Raw genomic sequence first — 4,466 nt, 5'->3', positions numbered from 1 at the left:
CCGCTGCAGCGGCGCCGACGGTCCCGGTGAACATGGATGATACCGGTTTCGGTCGTCGACAACCGCTGAGCATCGCAGAAGGACGTTCATTATGACACAACGCGTTCAATATGATAAGGGTCAGATTTTCAAGCCTTCGCGCCGATAGCGGTTCAAGCGGCGGTGAACCGTGGACAGCGAGATGCCCAGCTGACTGGCCGCCTTGAGCTTGTCACCGTCGAAGTAGTCGAGGACGCGCAGGATGTGCTCCTTCTCGACCAGCTGCATCGGGCGCAGGTCGATATCGGGGCGCCCGTTGTCACCGGACGGTCGGGAACCGCCGACCTCCAGCAGCTTGGCCGGCTTGGGCGTCGCCGGCTCCAGAATCAGCGAGCGTTCGAGGATGTTGCGCAGCTCCCGGGTGTTGCCCGGCCAGGAGTACTGCTGCAACTGACGCAGCTGCTTGGGGGGCAGCTCGGTCAGCTGACCGCCGGTGATCTCCTTGAGCAGCTCCCGGGTCAGCAGGGGGATGTCCTCGGGGCGCTCGCGCAGCGGCGGGATGTGGATGGTCACCACGGCCAGGCGGTAGTAGAGGTCGCGGCGGAAGTCGCCGCTCTCGATCCGACGCTGCAGCTCCTGGTTGGTGATGGCGATCAGCCGGGTGTCGAAGGGCACTTTGACCGCGCCGCCCAGGGGTCGGACCTGGCGCTCCTCCAGCACCGTCAGCAGCTTGCTCTGCAGGGAGAGGGGCATCTCGCCGATCTCGTCGAGGACCAGGGTCCCGCCCGAAGCCAGGACGAAGACCCCCTGACGCCGCTTGTGGGCGCCGGTGTAGGCTCCCTTCTCGTGTCCGAACAACTCGGCCTCCATCATCGATTCCGGGATGGCGGCGCAGTTGATACTGATCAGGTTGTCGTCGAGAGCGCTGAGTTTATGGATGGCCCGGGCGACGACGCTCTTGCCCGTGCCGGTCTCCCCGGTGATCAGCACCGGGGCGTCGCTCTGGGCCGCCATCTCCACCAGGCGCTGGATCTTCTGACTCTGCGGGGAGACCCCGGCGAAGTCCGTCGTCGGCTCGCGACGCTGACTGCTTTGATATTGGCGGATGTATTCCTTGTGCTTGAGCTCCTTGAGCTCCAGGGCGTTGCGAACGGCCAGATAGAGCTGGTCGAAGTCCAGGGGTTTTAGCAGGTATTCGTAGGCGCCGGCCTTGACGGCCTCCACGGCCGAGCAGCACGAACCGAAAGCCGTGATGAAGATCACCTTGGCCTCCGGGGAGAGATCCTTGATCTTCTTGCAGACCTCGATGCCCGTCATGTCCGGGATGTTCTGATCGAGCAGCACCAGGTCCGGATGCCAGTCGATGTAGGTCTGCAGACCCTCGGCGCTGGTCTCGCAGGCTTTGGTCTCGTAGCCCTTGTCGGCCAGGTCCTCGCTGATCAACCTGCCAAAGATGGCGTCGTCGTCGATGATTAGTATCTTGACCTTCCGCTTCATCGTGGGAAACCGCCTTTCGCTGGCATTGGTGCGGCCGGGAGCGGCCGACGATTCGGTGTTAGAACTCCTAATTAGATACCAGCAATTTTCGTGCCAACCTGGAGTATTACAAGCAGGCAATAGCCAAAAAAATGATTAAGCTCCCGCCGCGGCGGCGTCTCTAAATGATATACATATACCATGGCAATGCAAAAGATATTACAATACGTCACTGATAATGAGCGTCAATAATGGATGAATATTTTGGGATTATCACCTAATTATGAACAAGCGCGAAGTATGCTCCTGAGAATATCTTGCGTGTTATCGGCGTCTCGATGGTTGAAGCGGAATTCCATTTCACGGATACAGAGACTGAAGTTGCGCTTGAAACCGCCGTGGTAGGCCTTTAGCCGTCGTTTGGCGTATCCCCAGAAGTTCTCTATGCCATTGATATTATTCTTTCCGTTGGCGAACTCTTCCTGGTGATTGATCCTCTTGTGGTGGAAGCCGTTGAGTGAGAGCTTGTTAGAGGCCTTCCAGCCGTCGGAGTAGACGATTGAATCCAGCGCGGTCTGGTGAGCGGCGGTGAGGCGCCGGCGGATTCGCTTGCAGTAGCGATAAGCCGTAGCGCGCCAGCTGCCCGGGACCGTTACGACCTGCGCCGCCGGAACACAGAGCCGGAACAGACGCGCTATCTCGCCGCGTTTTGCCGGCGGCGGCGCGTTGCGGCGCCTCGGGGACTACGCTTGAACAGCTTGCCGCGACCCTCGCCCTTTTGACGTCCCTCGGCGCGGCGGTAGGGGTAACGGTGGTTGCAGCCGGGACGGTTGGCGTGCCGCTCCCCCGGCCCGCTCTTCCCCGCCACATTGCCCCCTCGATCGGTGGCGGGACAGCAGACCCGTTCACGACGCTGGAAGACCCCAACTGCAACAGCTGATGTTCATCTTCTGTGATGATCTCTTTTTTGATGACTTACTCAGCATAAATCGACCGAGCATACATCGACCGAGCATTCATCGACCGACAAGGTCCGTCGGCACAGAAGCGGCTTAGTGCGATGAACACCACCACAAAGCACGTTTTTTCGTCCACGAGCTGTGCCCGGGCCGGCGGTCTGACGGCCTGTGACGAGGGCACCGGCATTGAGGATGTGCAAGTTGCCTCGCCCGGTTTCGTCGAAGTTTACGTATGTGACAACAACAACGACCCTGTTGCAAACGCGAACGTTCAGCTTTATTTAGAAGGTGAGGGGCTTGTGCGTACTGGTTGGACGAGTACTAACGGAATAAAACTGTTTCAATATAGTCGCGAAGGCAACTACACCGCCTTCGCCCAGAAGAGCATGAAATGCGGGTCCGACTCCGGCTACAAGGGCCAGGGCGGCTATCTCGAACTGGAGATCCAGCTCGAGCTGAATTGAGGCCGCGGAGGCTGCTTCGGCTGAGGTAACTATCGACCGATCAAACCCGCAATGAAAAACAAGCGGCCCCGCGGGGCCGCTTGTCGGTGTTCGCGGGTCAGGCTAGTTGGTGTGATGGTACTGTCCGAGGGTAGCGTCGTCGGCCTGGTCGGTGTTGAACAGGCGCTGCACCTCGAGGGACCAGACACCGGTTTCCTCGTCGAAGGAGGCCTTGGCGATCACGTCGCCGCCGGAGCCCAGGGTGCTGGAGAGGGCGGCGTAGCCGGGTACCTCGTCACCCATTTTCCAGGGCTTGCCCGGGCCGAACATGTCGGGCTGCTGGCTACCCCAGTTGATGTAGTCCATGTAGATCCACTCGGGGTTGTCCGGGTAGAACAGGTACTGGGGCTGCTCCTGATGCTTGAACAGGGGCTTTTCGATGTACAGCGAGCCAGCCTTGGTGATCTGGTAGTTGTAGCGGTAGGGGCCGAAGCCGTTGTCCGGGATGACGCCGTGGTCGTTGACGGTGTCCTCGGAGGTCTGGTACATATCCTCCATGTAGGCCCAGGACTGGATTTCGGGCGGCTGCCAGTTGGTGCGGGCGGCGCTCCACCACCAGACGTCGAGCATCGGGGTGTTCTCGTAGGTGCCCATGTCCGGGGTCAGCTTGCAAACGTACTCGTCGCCGTCCTGATACCAGCAGATGTCCCAGCCGTTCTCGAAGAAGCCGTCGACGGAGGGGGCGGGCATGGGGTTATCGGCCTCGGGATCCTCGACGCCCCAGATGTCCCAAACCAGGCCCAGGGTATCGGAGCTGTAGCCGTGGTTGAAACCGTCGGGGAAGGGGAAGTCGGGATCATTGAACAGGTCAGGATAATCGTCGTACCAAGGGTCCATTCCGTTGGTGACCTGCCGCAGGACGACGGGCAGCATGGTCTCGGGGTAGGGGCCGTCCTTATAGAAGCGCCAGCGGTTCTCGTAGTGGTCGTCGGTGCCCGAGGGATCGGTCCACTGGAAGGCCATGTATAGGGTGCCGCTGCCGCCGGCGACGTTGATGCCCGCGGTGGCCATGACTTCGTCGACGACCTCGGAGCTGGGCGCGTTCTCGGGATCGTCATAGCCCGAGGCGTAGGGCTTGTGCTCGAGATCGATGGTGGTCCAGGTCGCCTCGCCGTATTCGGGGTTCCAGAACTCATCGTAGTCCAGAACGCCGTCGATGGTCGGCATCTCGGTGATGTAGGTCGGTACGACGACGTTGCCGCCGTAGTTGCCGTCACCCTCGAAATCCAGCACGGCGTGGGCGCCGCAGTAGTTATCGAAGGAGTCGTCGGTGACGAAGATGCTGAAGGCCTGATCCATGTACTGGGCGACGGGGAAGTCGCTCATGGTGTCTTCGGGATCGCACCCGGAGAGAACGACGAGGGCTCCCAGGGTCACGGTTAGTGCTGCGAAGAGGATTTTCCTCACGCTTCACCCCTCCTTGGAATCGAGCGGAAACTGGGGTCGATCGTATCAGGTTCCGCTGACGCGGGCGCTGAGACGAGAACAGGGTTGACTTATCTTATGAGAACGGTTTAATGCACAGCGACTCGATGCAACACTCGCACTG

At 60.3% G+C, this 4,466-nt stretch carries 4 protein-coding genes; 1 reads left to right on the top strand and 3 read right to left on the bottom strand.

The window, feature by feature from the left end; genetic code table 11:
* Positions 1-120: 120 nt before the first annotated feature.
* Both GF399_04780 and GF399_04775 read right to left on the bottom strand, forming a co-directional pair.
* The gene (locus GF399_04780; protein MBD3399627.1) at positions 121-1,476 is read right to left on the bottom strand and encodes a response regulator; all 1,356 of its coding nucleotides are present in this window, start codon (positions 1,474-1,476) and stop codon (positions 121-123) included.
* A gap of 260 nt (positions 1,477-1,736) precedes the next feature.
* Complete coding sequence (locus GF399_04775; protein MBD3399626.1) at positions 1,737-2,153, bottom strand: hypothetical protein; 417 nt, start codon at positions 2,151-2,153, stop codon at positions 1,737-1,739.
* 362 nt (positions 2,154-2,515) lie between these two features.
* Here GF399_04775 and GF399_04770 point away from each other — a divergent pair, with 362 nt between their 5' ends.
* The gene (locus tag GF399_04770) at positions 2,516-2,878 is read left to right on the top strand and encodes a hypothetical protein (GenBank protein MBD3399625.1); all 363 of its coding nucleotides are present in this window, start codon (positions 2,516-2,518) and stop codon (positions 2,876-2,878) included.
* 102 nt (positions 2,879-2,980) lie between these two features.
* On the opposite strand, the gene GF399_04765 is transcribed toward GF399_04770, so the two are convergent.
* Entirely contained in the window at positions 2,981-4,324 is a 1,344-nt protein-coding gene (locus GF399_04765; GenBank protein ID MBD3399624.1) for a hypothetical protein, read from the bottom strand.
* Positions 4,325-4,466: the final 142 nt, after the last annotated feature.

The organism is Candidatus Coatesbacteria bacterium (genome assembly GCA_014728225.1).
In the GTDB taxonomy this organism is placed as follows: domain Bacteria; phylum RBG-13-66-14; class RBG-13-66-14; order RBG-13-66-14; family RBG-13-66-14; genus WJLX01.
The sequence above is the reverse complement of the archived record's forward strand: the minus strand, read 5'-3'. Positions and strand labels throughout refer to the sequence as shown.

What these genes read in the sequence shown, in the direction of transcription:
- GF399_04780 (MBD3399627.1), bottom strand. Translation starts at nt 1,476, where the DNA reads ATGAAGCGGAAGGTCAAGATACTAATCATCGACGACGACGCCATCTTT.
- GF399_04770 (MBD3399625.1), top strand. Translation starts at nt 2,516, where the DNA reads ATGAACACCACCACAAAGCACGTTTTTTCGTCCACGAGCTGTGCCCGG.